Here is a 22,885-nt window from a genome sequence, read left to right as displayed (position 1 = left end):
GCCGGGCATCCCACGACACGGGATGCCCGGCGGAGGGTCTCACTCAGGGCTCATGGCACAAGGGGTCGCCATTGCACGGGTTGGGATTGGGGTTCGTCGGCCCGCCGCAGTACGGGGCGATGTACCCATCGCAGTTGTTGTCGATGGTGTCCCAGCAGGACTCCGCCTGTCCCGGGTTGATGGACGCATTGCTGTCGTGGCAGTCGATGCCGTTGTTCGTGTAGCCCCTCGGACGGTTGCACGCGTACTGCCAATGGCCGCCGTGCCCGTAGCCGTCCCCGTCCTGGTAGCGAGTGGTACGCCCCCGCCGCGACCCGCGCCACCGACTGCCCGCCCGCGAGCGAACCGCGCTGGGTCCGCGACTCCGACTCCGACGCGTCGATGGGCAGCGTCTCGCCACAACCCATCCCCAATGCCAACAAGGCCGCCCGACACCAGCGGAACCCTGGGGGTCCTGCTGCCACTGTCTGCCTTTCAAGAGCGCCACTCCTGACACACCTCGGCCTTCCTCCCGAGACCGGGGTATCCGTGGGGGAATCAAGACATGGGAGGGCCGGTGACCGTAACCCAAGCATCGACAATGAAACACGGGTGAGCCGTGACACCCGAGCCAGGTGTCAGTCCCCCAGTTCCGAATGACCCGGTGTGGAAGGAGCGCCGAGGCGCGCTACTGGGCCGAGAGGACTTCCGGAGGGATGGGCTCCAGCGGCACCATGACGAAGCGCTGCGCGGAGTCCACGGAGACCACGCCCTTGGCAAGGGTGGCCATCTCCCCCGCGACGCGGCGCCAGCGGCCCTCCTCGACGAGGAACTCGCCGCGCCCCACATAGGACATCTCCATGGTGGCGGGGATGGGTTTGGCCAGCGCGGGGTTCTCGTAGCGGCCGGCGTGGCGCTCCGCGACGGTGAAGTCGATGACGGCCACCGTGGTGCCCTCGGCCTCGCGCTCCAGGGACACCAGCTCCACGCGGTTGATGGCGTCGCTCTCGCCGTTCCAGTTCTTCCCCATGTCGACCAGGTCGGCGCTGTGGGTCCACACGTCGCCCACGGACACCGGGCGCGACGGCAGCTCCACCATGAAGGCCACCAGGTTGCGGTGCTCGCGCTTCAAGTCGCTGGTGACCAGCCCCGAGGGCGTGAGGGTGGCCCGAATCTGCACGCCGCCCTCCATGGCCTTCAGCTGCCGGGCCAGCTCCTTGGCCTCCTTCGACGCGCGCTTCGTCTTGGGAATCTCCATCTTCGTCACCACCACCCGCGCGGCCACGTCACCCGAGGGCTTCGGGGACAGCACGAGCGCCATGGCGGACTGGGTCGGCTGCGCCATCTCGAACAGCTTCTTGCGCTTGCCGGCGGGCTCGCCCCGCAGCCGGACGCCGGAGATGTCCACCTTCATGGTGCTCGACTTCGGGGACATCGTGTCCATCGTGTACGAATAGCCGAGCGAGGACGGCGGCACCTTCCAGCGGAGCGTCACCGGCGCGCTCCCCACGGTCGGGGACGCCGCGACGGCCCACCCTGGCACCAGCATGGACAGGGCGACCAGCAACGTGACGCGGCATTCCAGAGACCTGGGCATGACACCATCATCAAGCGTGCGCGGGTGTTTTCGATAGCCCCGCCCGCCACGAGCCTCGCCGCCGTCTGGCACTGGCATTGCTCTATCGTGAGGGGCGCGGTCCCGTGGCCACGCTCGCCCGTCATTCCCCCAACCCGCATGAGGCCGCAATGCCACGCCGTGGCAGTCTCGCCACCCTGCTCCTGGGCCTGGCCGTGTCGTGTCCGCTCCAGCCGGCGCCCCCACTCGCCCCCCGCGTCGTCCTGTGGGCGTGGGAGCGCCCCGAGGACTTGAGCTTCCTCGAGAATCCCTCCGTCGAGGTGTCCGTCCTCCTGGCGACGCTGGAGCTGCGCGCGTCGCGATGGCGCACCCACTCGCGCCAACAGCCCATCCGGCTTCCGGCCGGAAAGCGCCCTCGCGGCACCATCCGCCTGGAGATGCGCGACGGCGCCTCACTGGCGCACTACTCGCCCGCCCAGCTGCGCGGGGTGGCCCAGCGCCTGGTCGACCTGGCCCGCGACCGGGACGTGTCCATGCTCCAGATCGACTTCGACGCCCGCGAGTCGGAGCAGGCGGCGTATCTGGCGTTGCTGCGCCAGACGCGCGAGCTGCTGGGCGCCTCGCGTCCCTTGTCCATCACCGGGCTCGCCTCGTGGTGCACGCAGGGGAGCTGGTTGGAGCAGGCCCCCGTGGACGAGGTCGTCCCCCAGCTGTTCCGCATGGGCCCGGAGGGGCCCACGTGGCGCGCCCGGTTCGCGCGCGGCGGCGCGGCGCCGTGTGGCCGAAGCGTGGGCCTCGCGCTCGACGAGCGACACCGCGCGCCCTCCGGCGTGGACACGCTCTACCTCTTCAACCCCCGCCCCTGGACGTCGGAGTCGCTCGCCCAGGCCCTGAAGGACCTGACGCCATGAAGCCCCTCCTCGCGCTCTGCCTGTGGCTCCTCCTGTCGTGGCCCGCCGCTCCGGCCGAGGCATGTGGTCCCGGGGGTGATCAGGCCAGCATGTACTCGCATCCCGACGCCCCCTTCGAGCGCTTCGCCGCGGGGCACCTGGAGATGCTCGCGGGCACACACCACCCCATGCACCTCGCCTATGCGTGGCGTTGGATGATGGGGGTGCCCACCACACCCGAGGAACAGCGCGCGGTGGTGGACACCTGGAAGCGCATGGAAGGCGAGCTGGAGCGCGGTGACACCTCGAAGGAGCAGGGTGTCTGGAACGAGGCCAGGTCGCTGGCCCTGCACTCCCTCGGCCTGGACTCCGCGAGACTCACATCCCCCCGCTCCGACATCCCGGAGGAGGAACGTCACATCCACGGCGACGCGTTCGAGCGCGCCGCGGAGACCGTGGGGACCTTGTCCCGGCTGTGGCGAAAGCACCCGGCGCTGCTGCTCGAGTGGGTCGACGCCCAGAACGCAATCTTCGCGGGCTCCTGCCAGCCCTTGCCCGCGCTGAGCGCCGGGGACCTCGATGACGTCGGGCGCCCCGTTAAACCCTCCGCGTCGGTGCAGGCCCGCCGGCAGGCCGAGCGCGACTACCAGGTCGCCGCCTCGCACCTGTATTGCAGCCGCTTCGACGAGGCCCTCGCCGCGTTCCAGGCCATCGAGGGACACCGCGACACCCCCTACCGGACCCGCGCCGCGTATCTCGTGGCCCGCACGCAGGTGCGCCGGGCCCTCAAGGAGCACAGCCCCTGGGGCAGCGGACGGCCCGAGGAGCAAGCCCGCTTCATGGCTCGCCTCGACGAGGCGGATGCGACCATCACCCGCATCCTCGCGAGGCCTCGACTGCGCGCCGTCCATGCGCAGACCCGGCGCCTGCGCAGCCTCGTCCGCTCCCGCACGCAACGCGAGGCGTGGGCCTGCACGCTGCCGACGCTCGTGCTCCAGCCCGGCACGGGGTCCGCGCTCGCGGCGGAGCTGGGCGACTTCGACCTGTCGTTCGAGCCGGGTCGCAAGTGTCCGTCGAGCCCCGCGCCCACCCAGGAGCTGCTCCAGTGGATTCACGTCATGCAGCAGGCCGCCGAGACCTGGACCCCGGAGCAGGAGCAGCAGAAGCGGGAGGCCTATGTCGTGGCGCTCGCGAGATGGAAGCAGACCCACCTCGCCCCCTGGCTCGTCGCCGCGATGCTCAAGGCGCGGGGAGACTCTCCGGAGGTGGGCGCGCTGCTCGTCGCGGCGGCCCGGGTGCCCCTCTCCGCCCCCCAAGGGCTGACCCTCGCGCTGCACACCGTGAGGCTGCTGCGGGAGCAGCGATTGCTGGACGCGGCACGCGAGCGCCTGGCCGCCGTGCCACTCGAGCAGGTGCGGGCACGCCCCACGAGCAACAAGTTCGTCCACGCTGAGCGGCTCCTGCTCGCCACGAGCTGGGAGGCCTTCCTGGGCATCGCCCTGGAGCGCGTCGCCGAGGAAGCACCGTGGACCCGCCCCACCCTGGCCGACGGTCGCATGGAGCAGCCCGCGGCCTTCAGCTACGCGGCGCTCTCCCTCCTCAACACGCCCATCACCGCGCGTCGCCTGGTCGCGCTGAGCGGCGACGAGCAGGTCCCCCCGGCCCATCGCCAGCAACTGCGATGGACCGCCTTCGTGCGCGCCGCCATCCTGGGCGATGATGAGACCCTCCAGGCCCTGGCGACAATGCTGGCCGAGTCGGAGGCCGCCGCCCGGAGCGAGCTGCGCGCGATGCTCGGCAGGACGACCGTCGAGGAGCGGATGTTCGAGGCGCGGCTGCTCGTGATGGGGCTGCCCGTGCTCTCGGTCACCCAGGTGACCGACCCGAGGCGCATCTGGCACCCCGGCCTCACCACCTTCACCTCCGGGAAGGACAACTGGTGGTGCACACTGTACCCGGTGCAGGCGACACCGTTCTCCTTCGTGAGTGAGGAGGAGCGCGTGACGGCGGTCTCGGAATGGCAACGGATTGTCGAGGCGGGGAGCGCCGTGGTGTACTTCTCGAAGGTCGCGCTCGCCTGGGCCAAGGAGCATCCGAAGGACCCTCGCTCGCCCATCGCCCTGTACCGCGCCGTGCGCGCCAGCAAGCGGGTCTGCAACCAGAACACCCCCGAGGCCATGGCCGCCTTCCGCCATCTGCACCGGCACTACGGCAAGAGCACCTGGGCCCAGCAGGTGCCCTATGTCTATTAGCGCCCCGTCACGGCCGGTCCGTCACTGAATCGTGGAGTTGGTGACGGTGATGGGCGTGTCCGAGTGATTCGAAATCTGGGGGTGCGTCACGTACCAGGAGCCGCCCAGGTTGTTCTGGATGACCGAGCGGTCGATGCGGATGTCCCCCGAGTGGTCATTGCTGACGAAGAAGATGGCGCTGCCGTGCGCGTTGACCTCGTTGTGCTCGATTCGCGTGCCGCACAGGGACAGCGTCATCCTGTTGCCGTCGTTGTAGATGGCGCCGCCGCTGCCGCCACCCGGCGTCCCCGGACGCGAGGGATTGGCGCCGTTGCCGATGGCCCGGTTGTGGGAGAACAGGCTGTTGATGACGGTCCATGACACGCCGATGCTGCTGATGCCGCCGCCGTTCGAGCAGGCCCCGCCATAGCCCGCCTTGCCTCCGAAGGTCGTGTTCACCACGTACACGGGCAAGTCATTGTACTGGTCGAACACCCGCAGCGCGGCGCCGCCCACGTCGGGGCCGACATCCGCGCATGCGTTGTTGAAGAAGCGGGAGTTGATGACCTTCACGCGGCCACCGCGAACCCAGACCGCGCCGCCGCCGTCGAACTCCGTCTCGCTCTTGGAGCTGGCGTCGATGAAGGTGAGGTTCTGGAGCGTCAGCCGGGGGTGGTCCTGGTTGTCGCAGTGCGCGGTGGTCCAGACCTGATTCCTGTCACAGGTGTTCATGTACAGGATGCGGTGCCGGCCCGCGCCGCTGAGCGTCACCAATCCCTTTCCGTCGATGACGATGTCCGGCCCCTTGTCGTTGAAGACCTTCGCCGTCCGGTCGAGCGTGAGCGTCACCGGCTCCGGCCCACAGTCGAAGGTGATGACGCCGCCCTTGGCCACGGCGTCGATGAACGCGGCGCTCGTGCAGCTCGCGGGCGTGCCCGTGCCGACGACGGTGGTGGGCCTGGAGACATCCGCGAGCCCCGCCTCCGCGGGCACGCCGCAGGTGGCCTCCGCGTTCGGGTTGCCGGCCGGCGGACCGTCCTTGGGATTGGTCAGCGGGTTTGGGACATCCACGCCGGGCGAGTCGTCGCTCGAGCAGCCCGGCGCGACGATGAGCGCGACGCCCAAGCCGAGCACCGCGCAGCGAGCAGACCATCGATGACGCCTCTTCGGATGCATGGGGTCTCCAGGTGGCGGTTGGGGGACCCCGCCTCGGCGCGAGGATACAATCCTTGGAACCGCTACGGCGCGAGGACCTTCACGCGCATCCTCTCCCTCCTGGAGCAGCACCTCCGAAGAAGCGGTGCACGACCAGGAAGCGAGGCTGCTTCCGAATAGACAGGGGATGACCCTCTCGCGCCGAGTCCTCACCGCCTGCGTGCCGCTGCTCTGCGCGGGCTGCGTCACACCCTACCAGCCGATGACGGGCTCGGGCGGCTATCACGACATGGAGGTGGCCCCGGGCGTCATCCAGATTGAGGTGCGCGGCAATCCGCAGACACACCTGGGCACGCTGCAAGGCTACTTCCACCGGCGGGCCGCGGAGCTCTGTGGGGGGCGCGAGTACGACTGGTCCTTCGACACGGGGAGCCAGGGCGGGCCGCTCCTTTTCGTCGGGAAGAGCTCCAGTACGTCCATCATCGTCACGGATTCTCCCGTGAACCGGCGGCACTGGGTGAAGGGCACCATCCAGTGCCGCGACGCCGCGCGGGCGAGCTCGGACGTCGCGCTGGAGGCGGCGGTGCCTCTCGAGGAGGCCCCGCCCAAGCCCTGAGCCCCGCCGCTCCGTCACGCCTTCGCGGGCTTCTGCTCGCGCGCGCCCTCGTCGCGGCCGTGCACGGCGGCCGGAGGGCTGGTGGCCTCCACCGCGGAGAAGGTCTCCAGAATCTTGTACGTGTGGCTGGCGCCGCGCGGCACGAGCCACGAGTCACCGGGGTTGAGCAGGATGAGCTGCCCCTCCAGATGCAGCTCCGCGCGGCCCTTCAGCACGAAGCCCACCGTCTCGTAGTCACGCGGCGCGGCGGGCTTGGGCTCCCCTGGCGGCTCGTCCTCCCACAGCCGCATGGACAGCCGCACGCCGGAGGCCAGGTACTTCTGCCCCATCTCTCCCCGGGGCGAGTGCCGGCTCTCCACCTTCTTCACGCTGGTATCCCCCATGGCTCGCGTCCCCTTCGCCCTCGGGCGTCTGGCGGCGGATGCGCCGCGCGTTCCCGTCGAAGGTAAGCCCCGACGCCCGGCCCGACGCGGCTGGCGCCCACGCCCGCCTGCCCCGCGGCCCTGAGCCCGCAAAGACGAAGGCCCAGCCTCCCCTAGGGAAGACCGGGCCTCGGGCTCACTCAAGGGTGGCCAGGATGACGCGATTAGCCCGCCGCGCGGACGTTCTGGGCCTGCAGCCCCTTGGGGCCACGGGTCACCTCGAACTCCACCTTCTGCCCCTCCTGCAGGGTGCGGAAGCCATCCATGTTGATGGCGGTGTGGTGGCAGAACACGTCCTCACCGCTGTCCTGCGCGATGAAGCCGAAACCCTTGGCGTCGTTGAACCACTTCACAGTACCGAATGCCATGTGACCTTCTTCTTTCTGCTAGACGGCGACCCGGGACCAGCCGGACCGCCAGTGCGGGGCGGACATCGCTCCGACACTGAAGCGAGAATCTACCTCAAGGACCGTTTTGTCCACCCGACCCCCACCCAGCGGGCAGGCGGTCGTCGGCCAGAGGACAGTCCCAGGGGCTGAAAATCGCTCCAGAGGTCAACAGGCCACATTCGCCCCTTCATCCCGGGACGGTGCGAAAGCCCTTCACGTTTCTTCACGGGGCCCCGGGCGTTGGCTTCACACCCGCCCTCTACCTTCCTGCCCATCCAAGACGGAGGCGCGCCATCCCGGCCCGCTCCGCTGGGAAGGAGCAGGACCTTCATGTTCGGATTTCTGTTCGGCTCGGCCTGTCTGGCCGGCCTCATCTACACCGTGCGGGGTGGCCGAGGCTGGCGCCACCATGGACCTCGGCGGGGAGGTCGCTTCGGCTGGCGGATGCGCCTGCGCTGGCTGTTCGAGCGGCTGGAGACCTCTCCGGGCCAGGAGAAGGTCATCATCCAGGCGACCGAGGAGCTCACCGAGGCCTTCGACAAGCTGCGTGACGAGGTGCGCCCCAGCCGCGCCGCGATTGGCACCGCGCTCAGGGGGGAGCACTTCGACGGCGCCGCGCTGCGGGAGCTCTTCGCCCGCCACGACGTCGCGGTGGACAACGCGCGCAAGACGCTCCAGGGCGCGCTGTCGCAGGTGCACGAGGCACTGGACCCGCGCCAGCGCCGTGAGCTGGCGGACGTGCTCGAGCACGGCTGGGGCCATGGCCACGGCGCGGGCCCCGGGTGGCACGGGCGCCGCTGCGGCGGGCACCAGGGCTGGCGAGGCGATGACCACCCGATGGTCTGAAACCCTCTCACACACGAATCGAGGAACCCCATGTTCATGATGCGACCCCGCCGCGGCATCCTCATCGTCGTCCTCACCCTGGGAGTCATCGGAGGCTTCATCTCCGGCTTCCAGAGCCTCTCTCGCCACCACGGTCCCTGTCGCGGCGACAGGGGCGCGGAGCGCTGGGGACGTCGAGCGCCCGCGGCCAACGGGCCCGAGTGCCCCCCGGACGCCACCGCGACCGCCGGCTCGCCGTCCTCCACCACGACCCAGGCTCCAGCGCCCGGGCCGCGTTAGTATCGACTCCGTCCATGTCCACACGCGTCCTGCTCATCGACGATGACACCCGCATGTATGAACTGCTCGCGCAGTACCTCGGGCAGAACGGCGTCAGTGTGACGCATGCCCCGGATGGGGGGCGGGGGCTCGCCGCGCTGGAGGCCAGTGCCTACGACGCGGTGCTGCTGGACGTGATGATGCCGGGCATGGACGGCCTCGAGGTGTGCAAGCGCATCCGCGCCAAGAGCCGCATCCCCGTCGTCATGCTCACCGCGAAGGGTGACGAGACGGACCGCGTGGTGGGGTTGGAGCTGGGCGCGGACGATTATCTTCCCAAGCCCTTCAGTCCCCGGGAGCTGCTGGCGCGCTTGAGGGCGGTGCTGCGGCGCTCGCAGCCGTCGGCGGTGGCGGACCGGTTGGAGGCGGGCGGATTGTCCATCGACGTGGCCGGGCGCGAGGTGCGAGCGGAGGGCAAGCTGGTGGACCTGACGGGGCTGGAGTTCGACCTGCTGGTGGCGCTGGTGCGCCGCGCGGGCCGCGTCATCCCCCGGGACGCGCTGCTGGGTGAGGCGGGGCGCAGCGACACGGTGGTGGGCGAGCGCACGGTCGACGTGCACATCTCCCACTTGAGGCAGAAGCTGGGCGACATCGGCACGCGGCTCATCAAGACGGTGCGCGGCGTGGGCTACGTCTTCGCCAAAGAGGGCCTCTGATGGGCCACCGGGACGACAAGGGTGGCAAGGGCGAGCCGAGGCGCTCCTCCCCCTGGCGCCGCGACGACTGCGGCCCGTGGGACTTGAGCTGCGAGGAGGCCGAGGAGTTCTCACGCTGGCTCCACCGCGAGGTGGAGGAGGCACGGGCCCAGGGACAGGGTGGACAGTGGGCGAACGACGACTCCGCGTCGGACAAGCGTCCGGGCTGGGGACGACGTCCCGGGGGTTGGGGGAAGCATCCCCGGCACGAGCACATCGAGCGGTGGCGGCGACACCATCAGGCGCGCTGGAGTCACTGGCGCATGAGCCGGTTGGGCCACTTCGTGCGTTCCCGGCTGCACCGGCGCCTGTTCATGTGGTTCGGGTTGACCATCTCCCTGACGGGCCTGGTCGTGGGCCTGGTGTTCAACATCGTCGGAGGCACCACCTGGAAGCAGGAGATGGTCCGGCTCAAGAACTTCGCGAGCCACCGCTTCGAGGAGGTCTGGGACGAGCCCGCGCGCAGGGAGGCGCTGGCGCAGTCGGTGGCGCGGGACCTGGACATCGACGTGGAGCTGAAGGACGCGTCGGGCAAGCTGCTCGTGCTGGCCGGAGGGCTGTGCAACAGCACCGAGATGTCCCTCCCGGTGGTGCGCGGAGACACCACGCTGGGGCAGGTGCGGCTGTGCTACGGGAGCGAGCGCGCCAAGAACAAGATGAAGTTGATCCTCCCGCTGGTCGCCGCGTGCCTCATGCTGTGGATGGCCTCGGGGAAGATGGCGCGCAGGCTGGCCAAGCCCGTGGATGCGCTGGTGCAGGCCACCAAGGCGCTGGGCGCCGGACGGCTCGACGCTCGCGCCGAGGTCCTCCCCCACGCGACGGGTGAGTTCACCGTGCTGGCGGTCGCCTTCAACGACATGGCGGGGCGCATCGAGAAGCAGGTGGCGGACCAGCGCGAGCTGCTCGCGGCGGTGTCGCACGAGCTGCGCACGCCGCTGGCGCGGATGCGCGTGCTGACGGAGCTGTTGCGCGACGGCGGCGGGAATCCCAAGACGCTGGACCAGGTGGACCGCGAGGTGGTGGAGCTGGACGCGCTGGTGGGCGAGCTGCTGGCGAGCTCGCGGCTGGACTTCGGACAGCTCACGCCCCGGGTACTGGATGGGCGCACGCTGGCGAGTCAGGCGCTGGAGCGCGCGGGGCTGCCGCCCGAGCTGCTCGACTCGGAGCTGCCGGAGGCGGTGCTGGTGGGCGACGCGACGCTGCTGGGGCGCGCGCTGGTCAACCTGCTGGACAACGCGCGCAAGCACGGCGGCGGCGCGAGCACGCTGCGGGTGGAGGAGCGCGAGGAGGACATGTGCTTCTGCGTGGAGGACCGGGGTCCGGGGCTCCTCCAGGGTGAGGAGGAGCGCATCTTCCAGCCCTTCTACCGGAAGGACCGGGGCGGCGAGGCCCGCGAGGCGGGCTCACTGGGACTGGGGCTCGCGCTGGTGCAGCGCATCGCGAAGGCCCACGGTGGCGAGACGTTCGCGGAGAACCGCGAGGGCGGTGGCGCCCGCGTGGGCTTCACGGTGAAGAAGGCGGGGCCGCCGGGCTCGCTGGAGCAGCCCGCGGCGTAGGCGGGGCCTCCTCGCGAACGTGGCGAGGAGCCCTTTCCATCGAAGCGGACCCTGCGTCGTGCGCGAGGCCCGCGCCGCGAGGGGCCTTTCGTCTCGCGGAAGGCGCCCCTCCCAGCCCTACTTCTTCGCGGACGCGTCCTCGGCGGTGAACGCGAAGGCGACGGTGGCCGGCGCGTCGTCCTTCACCGTGACTTCGGCGCTCTTGGTGCCGAACGTCTCGTGCCACGCCTCCAGGGTGTACGTGCCCGCGGGCAGGCCCTGGATGGCGAAGGTGCCGTCCTCTCCCGTGGTGGCGAAGAACGGGTTCGGGTTGCTCACCACGAACGCGGTCATCCACGGGTGCACGTCACACTTGAGCTTCAGCACGTCATCCGCGGCGGGCACGGACTTCTGCACCGGCGCGCCCGAGGGCGGCTGGGCCACGTTGAAGGCCGACTTGGTGCCCACCACGCCGCGCACGTTGTGCAGCGTGCCGTCGCTGTTCTTGAAGACGACGGGCTGCCCCGCCACCGCGCCCTGCACCCGCGGCACGTAGGTGCACTTCGACTGGTCCACCACCACCGGCTCGCTCGGCACCGTGGAGGCCCCCGGCACAGCGCCTCGCACGCGCACCAGCACGTTGCGCAGCTTGCCGTCCTTCACCAGCACCGCCTCGTCCTTCGACGCCCGCCCCTCACAGGCAGGGTCCGCGCTGGGCGGCAGGTCCGCCGCGACGGGCGCCGTGCCCGTGAAGGTCACCGTGCCCTTCACCTCGCCCTTGCCCACGGGGACGTTCGTCGTCTGCCCCGGCGCCTGGATGGGCGTGGCGGCGTGCGGCGCCTTCTCCTCGGGCGCGCGAGCCGCCTGGGCGGGCGCGGCGGGCGGAGGCGTGGCCGGGGCCTCCTCCTTCTTGCAAGCGGGCAGGGCCAACAGCCCCGCGGCTCCCAGCATCGACAGGCCGAGCGTGCGCAGCGTCATGTGCAATCTCCTCGGTGAACCGGTACTTCGTCCGCGCTCCCTCGTAGTCAAAGGACGCGGACCTGTCCAACGGCCCGTCCGCGCTATTCGCGCCGGCTGACGCTCGCCGCCGCCAGCCCCAGGAACACCGCCGCGAACGCCAGCAGCACCGGCACCTCCCAGCCCGCGCCGGACAGGGGCGAGCCCACCGCCACGGACGCCTCGGCGCCGTACAGCGCGCGCCGCACGCCCTCCACGGAGAAGCGCATCGGGTTGAGCACCATCACCCACGACAGCCAGGTGTCCGCGCCCTTCAGCGGGAACATGGCCCCGGACAGCACCCACATGGGCAGCATCACGATGCTCATCACCGCGTGGTAGCCCGCGCTCGAGCGAACCCACCACGCCAGCGACATGCCCATGCCCGTCAGCGCCAGCGCCGACAGCACCATCACCGCCACGAGCAGCGGCAGGTCCAGGGTGGCCGCGCTCACGCCGGCGAGCGGCGCCAGCAGCAGGAACAAGGACGCCTGCATCAGGGCAATCGCGGACGAGCCCAGCGCCTTGCCCAGCACCACCGCCAGCCGGGAGCCCGGCCCCGCGAGCACCGCCTGGAGGAAGCCCTCGCGGCGGTCCTCGATGACCGTAATCGTGGCGAAGATGGCGCTGAACAACAGCACCATGGTGACGACGCCCGGGAAGAAGAACTGCTGGTAGCCCAGCCCCTGCGCGCCCTCGACGCGGAACGAGCCCGCGAAGCCCGAGCCGATGACGAACCAGAACAGGATGGGCTGCGCCAGCGCGCCCACCACGCGGCTGGGCTGACGGAAGAAGCGCACCACGTCGCGCGCCATCAGCACCCGCACCGTCGCCCACTGCAGCGCCAGCGTGCCCGGCGCGCCCGGTGCCCGCGCGTCCTCGGCCACGGGGGGCGGCTGCGCGGTGGAAACCTCGGCGTTCATCGGCGTCTCCTCGGCGCGGCCTCCACGGCCGGCACGTCGGCGCCCAGCGCGCGCCCGGTGAGCTGCAGGAACACATCCGCCAACGTGGGGCGGCGCAGCGCGACGGACGTCATCCGCCCCGCCGGGAAGGACTCCACCAACCGGGGCACCAGCGCGTGGCCCTGCCGGGCCTCCACCTGCACCCGCCCCTCCACCACCTTCGCGTCCACGCCCAGCTTCTCGCGGACCTCCCGGGCCAGCGTCTCCGGCTCGGGCGCCTCCACCGTGAGGAGGTCCCCGCCCATGCGCGCGGCCAGCGCGGCCGGCGTGTCACACGCGACCAGCTTCCCCGCGTCGAGCACCGCCAGCCTGTCGCAGACCTCGGCCTCGTCGGCCCGGTGCGTGGTGAGCAGCACCGTCAGCCCCTCCGCGTCGCGCAGCCGCTTCAGGTGCGCCCAGAAGGTGCGGAAGGCGGCCTCGTCCAGGCCCTGCGTGGGCTCGTCCATCAACACCACGCGGGGCTGGTGCACCAGCGCGCGGGCCAGCTCCAGCCGGCGGCGCATGCCCCCGGACCACGTGCCCACCCGCTCGTCGCCCCGGTCCAACAGGCCGATGAGCCCCAGCATGGACTCCACGCGCTCGCGGGCCCGCTCGCCCGTCAGCCCGTACAGCCGGGCCCCGAGCATCAGGTTCTCCCGCGCGGTGAGCAGGTCATCCAGGCTGCCGCGCTGGAAGATGATGCCCATCTGCCGGCGCAGCGCCGGGTCGCTCAGGGACAGCTCGCGGCCGGCGAAGCGCACCTGCCCCGCGTCGGGCGCGAGCAGGCCCGCCAGGATCTGGAAGGTGGTGGACTTGCCGGCGCCGTTCGGGCCCAACAGGCCCAGGATTTCGCCGGGCCGCACCGACAGCGTGAGGCCGTCCACGGCCACGCGGTCCTTGAAGCGTCGGGTCAGCCCCTCGAGGTGGAGCAGCGCGGGTGGAGGGGTGTGAACCGAGGTATCAGGCATGGGCGGGCTTTCCGCCGGCTGCCCCGCGCGCCTAGCCGCGGGGAACGCGGTCCAGGCTCAGCGCCGCGAACAATCCGGTGAGGTAGATCAACGAGAAGATGAACGTCTGGCGCGCCCAGGGCTTCCCCAGCCGGCGGAAGAACCCCCACGCCCCCACTCCCAGGAAGCTCAGCCCCAGGCCCACCGCGGCCGCCAGGTACCAGGAGCCGGCGATGTGGAGCTGGAAGGGCAGCAGCGTCATGGGCACCAGCGCCACCAGGTAGAGGACGATCTGCGCGCGGCTGGACTCGTCGCCGCGCTCAATCGGCACGGACTTGAGGCCCGCCGCCGCGTACTCCTCCTTGCGGAACAGGGCGATGGCGATGAAGTGCGGCATCTGCCACAGGAAGAGGATGGCGAAGAGCGCGAAGCCGCCCGCGTCGATGCGGTCCGTCACCGCCGTCCACCCCATCAGCGGGGGCAGCGCGCCGGGGACGGCGCCCACCAGCATGGCCGCCGAGGTGCGCGCCTTGAGCGGCGTGTACGCCAGCACGTAGCTGAGCAGCGCGAGCAGGCCCAGCGCCGCCGTCAGGAGGTTGGCGCCCAGGGCCAGCGCCGGCAGGGACACCGCCGCCAGGGAGATGCCGAACCACAGCGCCACCGCCGGCTCCATGCGTCCGGAGGGCAGCGGCCGGTTCTGCGTGCGCGCCATGAACTTGTCGCTGTGGCGCTCCCAGTAGCAGTTGAGCGCGTTGGCCGCGCCCACCGTGCCGGCCGTGGCCAGCAGCGTCACCAGGGCATGGCCCGTGGACAGGGGACCTGGGGCCAGCCACATGCCGCCGGCCGTGGTGATGAGGACCAGGCTGGAGAGCCGGGGCTTCATCAGGGAGATCAGGTCGGACGCGGTCGTCGACACGGACTCGGCACGCGCGCTCAAGCGGACTCCAGGGGAGAGCGTGACAGGGACGCTGCCGACGCGGGAACCGCCCTCCCATACAGGCACCACCGGGGGGTGGGCAAGGACACGTCACCACGACGCGCCGGCCACGAACGGCCGCCCGCCCGGCGCCACACCGTGGCTCGGGCTCGCGTCCTCGTGTCTTGAAGGGTTCGGGAAGGCAAACACCCGGGGCATAGCCCCACTCGCGGGGGCCATCAACCCGGGGGGGCCGGGGCCGTGCGCGCCCTGCTGGCCGCGCGCATCAGCCCCACTTGTCCGACCTGCTCAGCCCCCGGTGAGGGTGCGCGCCGCGGTGGCGTGCTCGCCGCTCGGCTCGCGCTTGAGGTACTCCTGCGCCAGCATCTTCGCCTTGGGGCCCTGCTTGGCGTCCTTGGAGAGCAGCGTGGCGTAGAAGTAGTACGCCGGGGAGAAGGCCTCGTCGGCGTTGAGGGCGCGCTGGTACGTCTCGTCCGCCTTCGCCGCGTCGCCCTTGCCCTGGTAGACGCGCGCCAGCTCCGTGAGCGCGATGGCCGAGCGCTCGGGCTGGCCGACGAACTCCTGGCTCGCCTTCTCCAGCTGCGTCTGCGCGTTCGTCCAATCGGAGCGCTCGCGGTAGATGGCACCCATGGCCAGGCGGGCCTCGGGGTTCTTCGCCTTGGGGTCCTTCACCGCGCGCTCGTACTGCTTGAGGGCCTCATCCAGCTTGCCCTGGCGGCGGTAGGCGTTGCCCAGCATGACGACCAGCTTGGGGCTGTCGCCCATCGTCTTGAGGGCCGTCTGGAGCGCCTCGGCGGCCTCCTTCTCGCCGCCCTGCTTGCCCATCAGGGCCTTGGCCAGCTCGACGTGGAACTGCGCGCGCGAGCCGTCCACGCGGATGGCCTTGCGGATCTCCTCGGCGGCCTGGTCGAAGCTTCCCTCGGTCAAGAGCCGGCGGCCCTTGATGAGGTGCAGGTCCGGGTTCTGCTTGTCGAGCGTGAAGCCCGTCTCCTCGCTCTTGAGCATCTCCGCGCGCGCCTTCTGGGCGTCCAGCGGCACGCCCGTGGCCTCCACCAGCTTCTGCTGCATGTCCGGCTTCTCGTTGGGCAGCGACGCGGAGACGCGGCTGACCAGGAGCGAGCGCGCCAGGTGCGCGGCGGCCAGCTGACGGGGCGACGGCGGGGGCTCGGCGTCCAGCAGCTTCTTCAGCATGGACTGGACCAGGGGGTAGTTGGGCGAGTCCTGGTCGAGCATCAGGAGGGAGCGGCCCAGGAGCGACTCCGGGTGGTCCTTCTCGTAGCGCAGGGCCAGGTCGTAGTTCTTCCAGGCCGTGTTGTCCTGGCCCAGCCGGCGGTACACCGCGCCCAGGCCCGAGTAGATGCGCGGGTCGTCGGGCGCGAGCACCTGGGCGCGCTCCAGCGAGTCGCGGCCGCGGTCCAGGTCACCCGCGTTCATCTGGATGAGGCCGAGCGTCAGGTAGAGCAGCGAGCTGGAGCGCCCCTGGGCGTCCAGGCCCTTCACCGTCTCCTCCAGCTTGCCCAGGGCCTCCTTGCCCTTGCCGCCGTAGGTCTGCACCAGCGCCTCCGCGGCGATGAGGTGCGAGCTGACGTCGCCCGCCTTCATGCCCGCGGCCAGGTGCTCCTCGGCGCGGCGGCGCGCGTCGTCACCGCCGCCGTGCTCACCCCAACGGATGGCGTAGGCGTACGCCAGGTAGCCGTGGGCCAGGCCGGAGTCGGAGTTCACCTCCAGCGCCTTGTCGGCCGCCTCACACGCCTTCTTGTAGCTGTCGAAGGAGTCGCGCTTGAGCAGCTCCGCGGACGCCTCCAGGTGCTTCTTCAGCTCCCGGGCCACGTTGCGCGTGTGCCGCGTGTACATCATGTAGCCGGGGATGAAGAGGACCAGGGCGCCCAGCAGCGCCACCGTCACCCACTTGCCGCGTCCCCCACCCTGAGACGAATTGCGACGGCCGCGGGGCGAGTCGTCCTCGTCGTCGTCCTCCACCTCATCCACCACCACCGGCTGGGGGCGGCGGGGCTGGGCGGGGGCCGGACGCTGCGCGGGCGACTCGGCACGCACCGGGGCCGAGGAGCCCGAGGGCGCGCGCGGCGTGGCCGCGGGCTTGGGCGCGGAGACAGGCTCGGCCGTGGCGGCGACACCGCTGGCCAGCGACGCGGCGGACTGCTGCGTGGCGCTGGGCGCGAGCACCGGCGGCGCGGCGACGGGCGCCTGGGGCGCGGCCGGCCGCGGCGGGTCGATCTTGTGCTGCTGCAGCAGCGTGACGGTGTCCGGGTCTCCCGGGTCCACGCTGTACGCCTTGAGGAGGTTCGCCTTGCCGGGCTCGGCTTCGCCCGTCTTCAGCTGCAGGGCGCCGGCCATGCGCAACGCGCCCTTGTCCTCGGGCTGGACCTGGAGCGCGCCGAGCGCCTCCTCCAGGGCCTTCTTGTCCTTGCCCTGCTCCGCGTACACACGGGCGAGCAACAAGCGAGGGTCGGCGGCGTTCGGATGCGCCTTGACGCCCTTCTTGCAGACGACCATCGCCTCCATGAAGCGACCCATGCTCAGGTACGCTTCGGCTAGAGGCTTGTAGGCGGCGGACGAGGGGTCGGAAGCGAACGCGTGTTCGAGCTTCGCGAGCTCGGCCGGGCTCAACGTCTTCGAAGGGGAGGTAGACATTACCGGGGGGAGGGACACCGGGCGGAAAGGGTACGCCTGAGAAGAGGGGTTTTTATGGCATCCGCTGCGCGGCACGTCAATCGCACGGATGAGACCTGAAGGCTTGCGCTTGACAGCAGGGAAGGGGTCCGGTACTAGCCCGTTCACCTTCGGCGGCCCAAAACGCCGGGGCGCAGCACGCAGGGCCATTTGTGGGGGTGTAGCTCAGTTGGGAGAGCGTCGCGTTCGCAATGCGAAGGTCGTCGGTTCGATCCCGTCCACCTCCACCATGCAGCAAACGAAGGGCCTCACGGGAAACCGTGAGGCCCTTTGCATTTGGGGCTTTTCGAGCAACTGCCGAATTGCAAAGCAGGCGGGCTTTGTTATCCGGAGCCGATGACTGACCCGTCCGCCTCCCTGTCGTTCTTCGCGCGGTTCTGGCTCGCCTGGCTCTGCTTCTGGCGCTGCCTCGTCTCCGGAGACTTCGCCCGCGCGGTTCTGCCGGCCAGCCGGGCCTACGACGCCGGACAGCTGAACCTGCTCCCCTCCGGTGAGGCCACGCCCGCCACCCCGCCCCCAGCGGTGAAGCCCCCCGAGCCGCCCCCTGCCCTGCCGCCCGAGCGCGAGCACGCCAGCGCCCTGACGCTGCTGGCGATGCTGCAGCGGGAGGGTCGGCTGGTGGACTTCCTCCAGGAGAACGTGGCCGCCTACTCGGACGCCGAGGTGGGGGCCGCGTGCCGCACCGTCCATGAGGGGTGCCGCAAGGTGCTCGGCCAGTACTTCACGGTGAAGCCGGTGCTGCCCGAGTCGGAGGGCGCGTCGGTGACGGTGCCCGCGGGCTTCGACGCCCAGCGCATCCGCCTCACCGGGAACGTGACGGGCACCCCGCCCCACCACGGGACGCTGCGCCACCATGGTTGGGTGACGACGGAAGTGAAGTTCCCGGCGGTGAGCACCGCCATGGACCCGCGAGTGCTTGCTCCGGCGGAAGTCGAGCTCGCCTGAGCGTCACCCGGCGGACAGGCAGACCGGACAAAAGGGAGCCCCCCAGGAGTTCAAGCCCGATATGGCCCGCTATTCCATCGGCATCGACCTTGGCACCACCCACTCGGCGGTGTCGTACTTCAACCTCGAGGACGGCAAGCCTCGGGGCCGCTCGCAGTCCATGCTGCCCATCCCGCAACTGACGGCGCCCGGCACCCTCGAGGCCCGTCCGCTGCTGCCCTCCTTCTTGTACCTGCCCGCGGCGCAGGAGTTCCCGCCAGGGAGCCTCGCGCTGCCGTGGAACCCGGACGCGTCCTCGGTCATTGGAGAGCTGGCGCGCTCGCACGGGGCCAAGGTGCCCACGCGGCTGGTGTCCTCGCCCAAGAGCTGGCTGTCGCACCCGGGCGTGGACCGGCGCTCGCCGCTGTTGCCCTGGCAGGCGCCGGAGGACGTGCAGCGCGTGTCCCCGCTGGATGCGTCCGCCCGGTTCCTGCGCCACCTCAAGGAGGCGTGGGACTCCACCTTCGCCGCGGGGCGCGAGGAGGCCGACAACCAGCTGGCCCGTCAGGACGTCATCGTCACCGTCCCCGCCTCGTTCGACGCGGCGGCGCGCGAGCTGACGCTGGAGGCGGCCAAGGCGGCGGGAATCGAGCACCTCACCTTGTTGGAGGAGCCGCAGGCCGCGCTGTACGCGTGGCTGGAGGCGATGGGCGAGACGTTCCGCCAGCAGGTGAAGCCCGGCGAGGTCATCCTGGTGGTGGACGTGGGCGGCGGCACGTCCGACTTCTCCGTCATCACCGTGAAGGACCGGGACGGCGAGGTGGAGCTTTTGCGCGTGGCGGTGGGCGACCACATCCTGCTCGGCGGCGACAACATGGACCTGGCGCTGGCGCACACGCTCAACCAGCGCCTGGCGGCCGAGGGCAAGAAGCTGGACCCGTGGCAGTTCAACGCCCTCACCCATGGATGCCGGCAGGCGAAGGAGACGCTGTACGCGGACACCTCGCTGGACAAGGTGCCCATCTCCATCCCCAGCCGGGGCTCGTCGCTCATCGGCGGCACGCTGCGCACGGAGCTGACGCGCGAGGAGCTGGACCGGGTCCTCACCGACGGCTTCTTCCCGGTGACGCCGCTGTCGGAGCTGCCTCGCACGGCGCGGCGCACGGGCCTGGCGCAGATGGCGCTGCCCTACGCGCAGGACGCGGGCGTGTCGCGGCACCTGGCGGCGTTCCTCACCCGGCAGGCGCAGGCGCTGAAGTCCAGCCACGACGCGCCGGTGGACGTCGGCGACAAGTCCTTCCTGCACCCGACGGCGGTGCTCTTCAACGGTGGCGTCTTCAAGGCCGGGCCGCTCAAGGCGCGCGTCATGGAGGTGCTCAACCTGTGGTTGAGGGCGGACGGCGGCGAGCCGGCGAAGGAGCTGGAGGGCGCGGACCTGGACCTGTCGGTGGCGCGCGGCGCGGCGTACTACGGCTGGGTGCGGCAGGGGAACGGCCTGCGCATCCGCGGCGGCACGGCGCGCGCGTACTACGTGGGCGTGGAGTCGTCGATGCCGGCGGTGCCGGGCTTCGAGCCTCCGGTGAAGGCGCTGTGCGTGGCGCCCTTCGGCATGGAGGAGGGCACGCAGGCGGACGTGCCGCCGCAGGAGTTCGGGCTCGTCACGGGGGAGCCCACGAGCTTCCGCTTCTTCTCCTCCTCGATGCGGCGCGACGACCGCGTCGGCACGATGGTGGAGGACGTGGCGGACGAGCTGGCGAAGGGGGAGATGGAGGAGCTGGCCCCCATCGAGACCACCATGCCCGGACAGCCCGCGGCCTTCGGCGACCTGACGCCCGTCAATCTGCAGGCGGCGGTGACGGAGGTGGGGACGTTGGAGCTGCGGTGCCTGGAGAAAGGTGGCGACGGGCGTTGGAAGCTGGAGCTCAACGTCCGCATGAAGGAGTAGAACGCCGACCGGCAACCGGAGGTGTATGCGAATCGTCGGCATCGACCTGGGCACCACCCACTGCGCGGTGGCGTCCGTGGACCCCGCCCGGGGCGCGAGCGCGCCCGTGGAGGACTTCCCCGTCTCGCAGCTCGTCCGACAGGGGGAGGTGGCGCCGCGCGCGCTGCTTCCCTCCACCGTGTACGTGCCCGCGGGCCACGAGCTGAGCGCCGAGTCGCTGCGCCTGCCCTGGGGTGACGACGGCGGGCCGTGGGTGGTGGGAGAGCTGGCGCGCTGGCAGGGCTCGCGCGTGCCGGGCCGGCTGATTGCCAGCGCGAAGAGCTGGCTGTGCCACCCGGGCGTGGACCGCTCCGCGCCCATCCTCCCGTGGGGCGCGCCCGCCGACGTGGCGAAGCTGTCCCCGGTGGACGCCAGCGCGCTCCTGCTCACGCACCTGGCGCGCGCGTGGGACTTCGCGCACCCGGAAGCGCCGCTGTCGCGGCAGGAGGTGGTGATTACGGTCCCCGCCTCGTTCGACGAGGCCGCGCGCGCTCTCACGGTGAGCGCCGCTCGCAAGGCGGGGCTGGAGAAGTTCACGCTGTTGGAGGAGCCCCAGGCGGCCTTCTACGACTACACCGCGCGCCACCGCTCGGACCTGGAGCAGACGCTCTCCCACGTCCGGCTGGTGCTGGTGGTGGACGTGGGCGGCGGCACCACGGACTTCACGCTGGTGCACGCGGGCGTGTCGCCCGAGGGCCCCATGCTGCGGCGACTCGCCGTGGGCGACCACCTGATGCTGGGTGGCGACAACATGGACGCGGCGCTGGCCCGGCGCGTGGAGGAGAAGCTCTTTTCGGACGGGCGGCGGCTGTCCGCCACGCAGTGGACGCAGGCCATCCAGGCCGCGCGCACCGCGAAGGAGGCGCTGCTCGGCAAGGCGCCTCCGGAAAAGTACGGCGTGTCGCTGGTGGGAGAGGGCAGCCGGCTGTTGGGTGGAACGCTGTCCTCGGAGCTGTCTCGCGAGGAGGCCCACGCGCTGGTGCTGGATGGGTTCTTCCCGCGCACGCCGCCCACGGAGCGGCCTCGCCGGGCCGCGCGCATGGCGCTCCAGGAGCTGGGCCTGCCGTACGTGCAGGACGCGGCGGTGACGCGGCACCTGGCGGCGTTCCTCGCGCAGCACGCGGCGGCGGGCTTCGCGGCGCTGGGCGAGACGCCTGCTTTCGAAGGCGCCCTCCCCCGCCCCGACGCCATCCTGCTCAACGGCGGCGTCTTCAACTCGCCCTGGATTTCGGAGCGGCTGGTGGAGGCCGTCTCGGGGTGGTGGCCGGACGCGCCGCGCATCTCGCTGTTGCGCCACGAGTCGCTGGAGCTCGCGGTGGCGCGGGGCGCGGCGTACTACGGGCTGGTGCGGCGTGGGCATGGCCTGCGCATCGGCGGTGGCGCGGCGCGCGCGTACTACGTGGGGTTGCAGCGTCCCGCGGACAGCGCGGAGCAGCCCGCCTTGTGCCTCATCCCTCGCGGCTTCGAGGAGGGACAGAAGGTGGACCTGGGCGAGCGCCCCTTCACGCTCACCCTCGGCAGGCCCGTGCAGTTCCAGCTCTACTCGACGACGAGCGACCGCATCGACAAGCCCGGGGATTTGGTGCCCCTGGCGGAGGACCTGAAGCCGCTGCCGCCCATCCACACACTGCTCAAGGGGGCGGCGGGCAAGGTGGCGGAGGTGCCGGTACACCTGCAGGCGGCGCTGACGGAGATTGGCACGCTGGAGCTGTACTGCGTCTCCGACGTCGCGGACGAGCGGTGGAGGTTGGAGTTCGAGCTGCGCGGCACGGGGGGCTCGCACGAGCTGACCGTCACCGAGTCCATGCCCGCGCGCTTCGTGGAGGCCAAGGACAACATCGAGCGCGTCTACGGGAACAAGCCACTGCCGTTGGGGCCCAAGGACGTGAAGCAGCTGGGGCGGACGTTGGAGAAGGCGCTGGGGCCGCGCGAGACGTGGCGGGTGCCGGTGCTGCGCGAGATGTGGAGCACGCTGTACGCGGGCGCGAGCAAGCGACGACGCACCGAGGACCACGAGCGCGTCTTCTACAGCCTCACGGGCTTCACGCTGCGCCCGGGCTTCGGGTATCCGCTGGACGGCTGGCGCGCGGAGCAGACCTTCAGCCTGTTCGACGCGCTGGTGCAGCACCACACGGACAAGGCGGTGTGGACGGAGTTCTGGGTGATGTGGCGGCGCATCGCCGGTGGGCTGACGGAGGCGCAGCAGCAGAAGCTCTACGCGTACCTGCAGCCGCACCTGTCGCGGAAGGTGCCCCCGAACGCGCCCGCCGCCGGGAAGCTCAAGGGCATCCAGCCCGAGGGGTTGGAGGAGATGGTGCGCACGGCCGCCTCGCTGGAGCACCTGTCGCCCGGGGACAAGGCGGAGGTGGGCCGGTGGATCGCCGAGCGGCTGAAGGCCGAGGCGAAGTCCGGTGGCCCGTGGGCGTGGTCCCTGGGACGGCTGGGCGCGCGGGTGCCGCTCTACGGCAGCAGCCACAAGGTCGTGGACGTGGAGACGGCCGAGGCGTGGCTGACGCTCCTGCTGGAGCTGGACCTGCGCAAGATCGACGGTGCGCCGTTCGCGGCGGCGCAGCTCGCGCGGCTCACCGGAGACAGGACGCGGGACGTGGACCCGGGCTTGCGCGAGCGCGCGGCCCAGGCGCTCGTCGCGGCCAAGGCTTCCGAGACGTGGGTGCGCATGGTGCGTGAAGTCGTCGCGCTGGAGGCGGCGGACGAGGCGCGCGCGCTCGGCGACACGCTGCCCGCGGGACTCCGACTGTCCTGAGCGGCGAGGTGGCTCCACGGGCACCGAGCCCCGTGCGAGCCGAAAGGAC

At 71.2% G+C, this 22,885-nt stretch carries 20 protein-coding genes and 1 tRNA gene; 11 read left to right on the top strand and 10 right to left on the bottom strand.

All coding sequences use genetic code 11. The annotated features are described in order from the left end of the window. Positions 1–43: 43 nt before the first annotated feature. Both K8640_RS43015 and K8640_RS01155 read right to left on the bottom strand, forming a co-directional pair. On the bottom strand, positions 44–400 hold the full coding sequence (locus K8640_RS43015) for a putative metal-binding motif-containing protein (RefSeq protein ID WP_223745393.1): 357 nt from the start codon (positions 398–400) through the stop codon (positions 44–46). A gap of 267 nt (positions 401–667) precedes the next feature. Further along, positions 668–1,576: a hypothetical protein gene (locus tag K8640_RS01155; protein ID WP_223745392.1), complete on the bottom strand. Its 909-nt coding sequence runs from the start codon at positions 1,574–1,576 to the stop codon at positions 668–670. Positions 1,577–1,725: 149 nt separating this feature from the next. Between K8640_RS01155 and K8640_RS01150 the strand changes: the two genes are divergently transcribed. Together K8640_RS01150 and K8640_RS01145 are read left to right on the top strand one after the other, a co-directional pair. Beyond that, on the top strand, positions 1,726–2,466 hold the full coding sequence (locus K8640_RS01150; protein ID WP_223745391.1) for a hypothetical protein: 741 nt from the start codon (positions 1,726–1,728) through the stop codon (positions 2,464–2,466). Beyond that, the gene (locus K8640_RS01145) at positions 2,463–4,697 is read left to right on the top strand and encodes a hypothetical protein (RefSeq protein ID WP_223745390.1); all 2,235 of its coding nucleotides are present in this window, start codon (positions 2,463–2,465) and stop codon (positions 4,695–4,697) included. Before K8640_RS01150 ends, K8640_RS01145 begins: the two co-directional genes overlap by 4 nt. Before the next feature lie 21 nt (positions 4,698–4,718). Here K8640_RS01145 and K8640_RS01140 read toward each other — a convergent pair whose 3' ends face one another. Further along, entirely contained in the window at positions 4,719–5,852 is a 1,134-nt protein-coding gene (locus K8640_RS01140; protein WP_223745389.1) for a hypothetical protein, read from the bottom strand. A 166-nt stretch (positions 5,853–6,018) separates the two neighbouring features. Here K8640_RS01140 and K8640_RS01135 point away from each other — a divergent pair, with 166 nt between their 5' ends. Then, on the top strand, positions 6,019–6,447 hold the full coding sequence (locus K8640_RS01135) for a hypothetical protein (RefSeq protein WP_223745388.1): 429 nt from the start codon (positions 6,019–6,021) through the stop codon (positions 6,445–6,447). Positions 6,448–6,461: 14 nt separating this feature from the next. Here the strand turns inward: K8640_RS01135 and K8640_RS01130 are convergent, their stop codons facing one another. After that, the gene (locus K8640_RS01130) at positions 6,462–6,830 is read right to left on the bottom strand and encodes a cupin domain-containing protein (RefSeq protein ID WP_223745387.1); all 369 of its coding nucleotides are present in this window, start codon (positions 6,828–6,830) and stop codon (positions 6,462–6,464) included. Between the two features lie 203 nt (positions 6,831–7,033). After that, a complete protein-coding gene (locus K8640_RS01125; RefSeq protein ID WP_046715299.1) occupies positions 7,034–7,237 on the bottom strand; it encodes a cold-shock protein in 204 nt (67 codons plus the stop codon). A 351-nt stretch (positions 7,238–7,588) separates the two neighbouring features. Between K8640_RS01125 and K8640_RS01120 the strand changes: the two genes are divergently transcribed. Genes K8640_RS01120 through K8640_RS01105 form a run of 4 tightly spaced genes read left to right on the top strand, consistent with a single transcriptional unit; the run spans position 7,589 to position 10,673 of the window. After that, the gene (locus K8640_RS01120; protein WP_223745386.1) at positions 7,589–8,104 is read left to right on the top strand and encodes a periplasmic heavy metal sensor; all 516 of its coding nucleotides are present in this window, start codon (positions 7,589–7,591) and stop codon (positions 8,102–8,104) included. Positions 8,105–8,140: 36 nt separating this feature from the next. Beyond that, positions 8,141–8,383 carry a hypothetical protein gene (locus K8640_RS01115; protein WP_141328574.1) on the top strand — a complete coding sequence of 81 codons (243 nt, stop codon included), beginning with the start codon at positions 8,141–8,143 and terminating at the stop codon, positions 8,381–8,383. Positions 8,384–8,397: 14 nt separating this feature from the next. After that, the gene (locus tag K8640_RS01110) at positions 8,398–9,078 is read left to right on the top strand and encodes a response regulator transcription factor (RefSeq protein ID WP_046715302.1); all 681 of its coding nucleotides are present in this window, start codon (positions 8,398–8,400) and stop codon (positions 9,076–9,078) included. Continuing rightward, complete coding sequence (locus K8640_RS01105; protein ID WP_305070632.1) at positions 9,078–10,673, top strand: ATP-binding protein; 1,596 nt, start codon at positions 9,078–9,080, stop codon at positions 10,671–10,673. Before K8640_RS01110 ends, K8640_RS01105 begins: the two co-directional genes overlap by 1 nt. 117 nt (positions 10,674–10,790) lie before the next feature. Here K8640_RS01105 and K8640_RS01100 read toward each other — a convergent pair whose 3' ends face one another. From K8640_RS01100 to K8640_RS01080, 5 genes are all read right to left on the bottom strand, one after another. Next, the gene (locus K8640_RS01100; protein WP_223745385.1) at positions 10,791–11,630 is read right to left on the bottom strand and encodes a carboxypeptidase regulatory-like domain-containing protein; all 840 of its coding nucleotides are present in this window, start codon (positions 11,628–11,630) and stop codon (positions 10,791–10,793) included. 83 nt (positions 11,631–11,713) lie between these two features. Continuing rightward, positions 11,714–12,571: an ABC transporter permease gene (locus K8640_RS01095; RefSeq protein WP_223745384.1), complete on the bottom strand. Its 858-nt coding sequence runs from the start codon at positions 12,569–12,571 to the stop codon at positions 11,714–11,716. After that, on the bottom strand, positions 12,568–13,557 hold the full coding sequence (locus K8640_RS01090; protein WP_223745383.1) for an ABC transporter ATP-binding protein: 990 nt from the start codon (positions 13,555–13,557) through the stop codon (positions 12,568–12,570). The genes K8640_RS01095 and K8640_RS01090 overlap by 4 nt, the downstream gene beginning before the upstream one ends. 31 nt (positions 13,558–13,588) lie before the next feature. Then, positions 13,589–14,473, bottom strand: a complete 885-nt coding sequence (gene cyoE, locus K8640_RS01085; protein ID WP_223745382.1) for a heme o synthase — start codon at positions 14,471–14,473, stop codon at positions 13,589–13,591. Between the two features lie 288 nt (positions 14,474–14,761). Further along, positions 14,762–17,125 (bottom strand): tetratricopeptide repeat protein, encoded by a 2,364-nt coding sequence (locus tag K8640_RS01080; RefSeq protein WP_223745381.1) that lies wholly within the window; start codon positions 17,123–17,125, stop codon positions 14,762–14,764. Positions 17,126–17,318: 193 nt separating this feature from the next. Here K8640_RS01080 and K8640_RS01075 point away from each other — a divergent pair. From K8640_RS01075 to K8640_RS01060, 4 genes are all read left to right on the top strand, one after another. Continuing rightward, positions 17,319–17,394: transfer RNA gene (locus K8640_RS01075), tRNA-Ala, on the top strand. A gap of 106 nt (positions 17,395–17,500) precedes the next feature. After that, a complete protein-coding gene (locus tag K8640_RS01070) occupies positions 17,501–18,109 on the top strand; it encodes a DUF2760 domain-containing protein (protein ID WP_223745380.1) in 609 nt (202 codons plus the stop codon). 61 nt (positions 18,110–18,170) lie between these two features. After that, positions 18,171–20,033 (top strand): Hsp70 family protein, encoded by a 1,863-nt coding sequence (locus K8640_RS01065; RefSeq protein WP_223745379.1) that lies wholly within the window; start codon positions 18,171–18,173, stop codon positions 20,031–20,033. Between the two features lie 25 nt (positions 20,034–20,058). Next, positions 20,059–22,836, top strand: coding sequence for an Hsp70 family protein (locus K8640_RS01060; protein ID WP_223745378.1), 2,778 nt, complete (start codon positions 20,059–20,061; stop codon positions 22,834–22,836). Positions 22,837–22,885 lie beyond the last annotated feature (49 nt).

Origin of the sequence: Myxococcus sp. XM-1-1-1 (genome assembly GCF_020037095.1) — a bacterium.
Lineage (GTDB): Bacteria > Myxococcota > Myxococcia > Myxococcales > Myxococcaceae > Myxococcus > Myxococcus fulvus.
This window is presented reverse-complemented; position numbering and strand designations above follow the sequence as displayed.

Bases quoted from the DNA above. Each gene is read 5' to 3' on its own strand.
- K8640_RS01155 (WP_223745392.1), bottom strand. From the start codon at position 1,576: ATGCCCAGGTCTCTGGAATGCCGCGTCACGTTGCTGGTCGCCCTGTCC.
- K8640_RS01150 (WP_223745391.1), top strand. From the start codon at position 1,726: ATGCCACGCCGTGGCAGTCTCGCCACCCTGCTCCTGGGCCTGGCCGTG.
- K8640_RS01145 (WP_223745390.1), top strand. From the start codon at position 2,463: ATGAAGCCCCTCCTCGCGCTCTGCCTGTGGCTCCTCCTGTCGTGGCCC.
- K8640_RS01140 (WP_223745389.1), bottom strand. From the start codon at position 5,852: ATGCATCCGAAGAGGCGTCATCGATGGTCTGCTCGCTGCGCGGTGCTC.
- K8640_RS01135 (WP_223745388.1), top strand. From the start codon at position 6,019: ATGACCCTCTCGCGCCGAGTCCTCACCGCCTGCGTGCCGCTGCTCTGC.
- K8640_RS01130 (WP_223745387.1), bottom strand. From the start codon at position 6,830: ATGGGGGATACCAGCGTGAAGAAGGTGGAGAGCCGGCACTCGCCCCGG.
- K8640_RS01125 (WP_046715299.1), bottom strand. From the start codon at position 7,237: ATGGCATTCGGTACTGTGAAGTGGTTCAACGACGCCAAGGGTTTCGGC.
- K8640_RS01120 (WP_223745386.1), top strand. From the start codon at position 7,589: ATGTTCGGATTTCTGTTCGGCTCGGCCTGTCTGGCCGGCCTCATCTAC.
- K8640_RS01115 (WP_141328574.1), top strand. From the start codon at position 8,141: ATGATGCGACCCCGCCGCGGCATCCTCATCGTCGTCCTCACCCTGGGA.
- K8640_RS01110 (WP_046715302.1), top strand. From the start codon at position 8,398: ATGTCCACACGCGTCCTGCTCATCGACGATGACACCCGCATGTATGAA.
- K8640_RS01105 (WP_305070632.1), top strand. From the start codon at position 9,078: ATGGGCCACCGGGACGACAAGGGTGGCAAGGGCGAGCCGAGGCGCTCC.
- K8640_RS01100 (WP_223745385.1), bottom strand. From the start codon at position 11,630: ATGACGCTGCGCACGCTCGGCCTGTCGATGCTGGGAGCCGCGGGGCTG.
- K8640_RS01095 (WP_223745384.1), bottom strand. From the start codon at position 12,571: ATGAACGCCGAGGTTTCCACCGCGCAGCCGCCCCCCGTGGCCGAGGAC.
- K8640_RS01090 (WP_223745383.1), bottom strand. From the start codon at position 13,557: ATGCCTGATACCTCGGTTCACACCCCTCCACCCGCGCTGCTCCACCTC.
- K8640_RS01080 (WP_223745381.1), bottom strand. From the start codon at position 17,125: ATGTCTACCTCCCCTTCGAAGACGTTGAGCCCGGCCGAGCTCGCGAAG.
- K8640_RS01070 (WP_223745380.1), top strand. From the start codon at position 17,501: ATGACTGACCCGTCCGCCTCCCTGTCGTTCTTCGCGCGGTTCTGGCTC.
- K8640_RS01065 (WP_223745379.1), top strand. From the start codon at position 18,171: ATGGCCCGCTATTCCATCGGCATCGACCTTGGCACCACCCACTCGGCG.
- K8640_RS01060 (WP_223745378.1), top strand. From the start codon at position 20,059: ATGCGAATCGTCGGCATCGACCTGGGCACCACCCACTGCGCGGTGGCG.